Here is a 388-nt window from a genome sequence, read left to right on the forward strand (position 1 = left end):
CTCAGACCCTGCTGGTTCTTGAGCGTCGGGTCGGCCCCTTCCTCGAGCAGGCGCTGCACGGCATCGATCGACCCGTAGCGCGCGGCCATCATGAGCGGCGTCGTGCCGTTGGGCGATTCGGCGTCAATGTAGGCGTGGTTTTCCAGCAGCAGGCCGATGATCTCCAGATGCCCGGGCACGGTCCCCGAGGCCGCATAGTGCAGCGCCGCCCAGCCGGTTTTGTTCACGTCCGCGCCGCGTGCCAGCAGGGCCTGGACGGCCTGGACGTTGCCCTTGATCGCGGCCATCATGAGCGGGCTCTCATCCTGTGCGTTGCGCGCCTCCACGTTCACCTGGGGCGCTGCGAGCAAGGCCGCGAAGGCCCGGGGCGCGTTCGCGCGCAGCGCCA

The 388-nt window shown here is 69.3% G+C and carries 1 protein-coding gene; it reads right to left on the reverse strand.

The genetic code is table 11. From position 1 onward, the window contains the following. A partial coding sequence (locus tag VTU_RS0124845) for an ankyrin repeat domain-containing protein (protein ID WP_010110694.1) occupies positions 1 to 388 on the reverse strand: 388 nt, incomplete at both ends.

This window comes from Verminephrobacter aporrectodeae subsp. tuberculatae At4, from assembly GCF_000193225.1.
Lineage (GTDB): Bacteria > Pseudomonadota > Gammaproteobacteria > Burkholderiales > Burkholderiaceae_C > Acidovorax > Acidovorax aporrectodeae.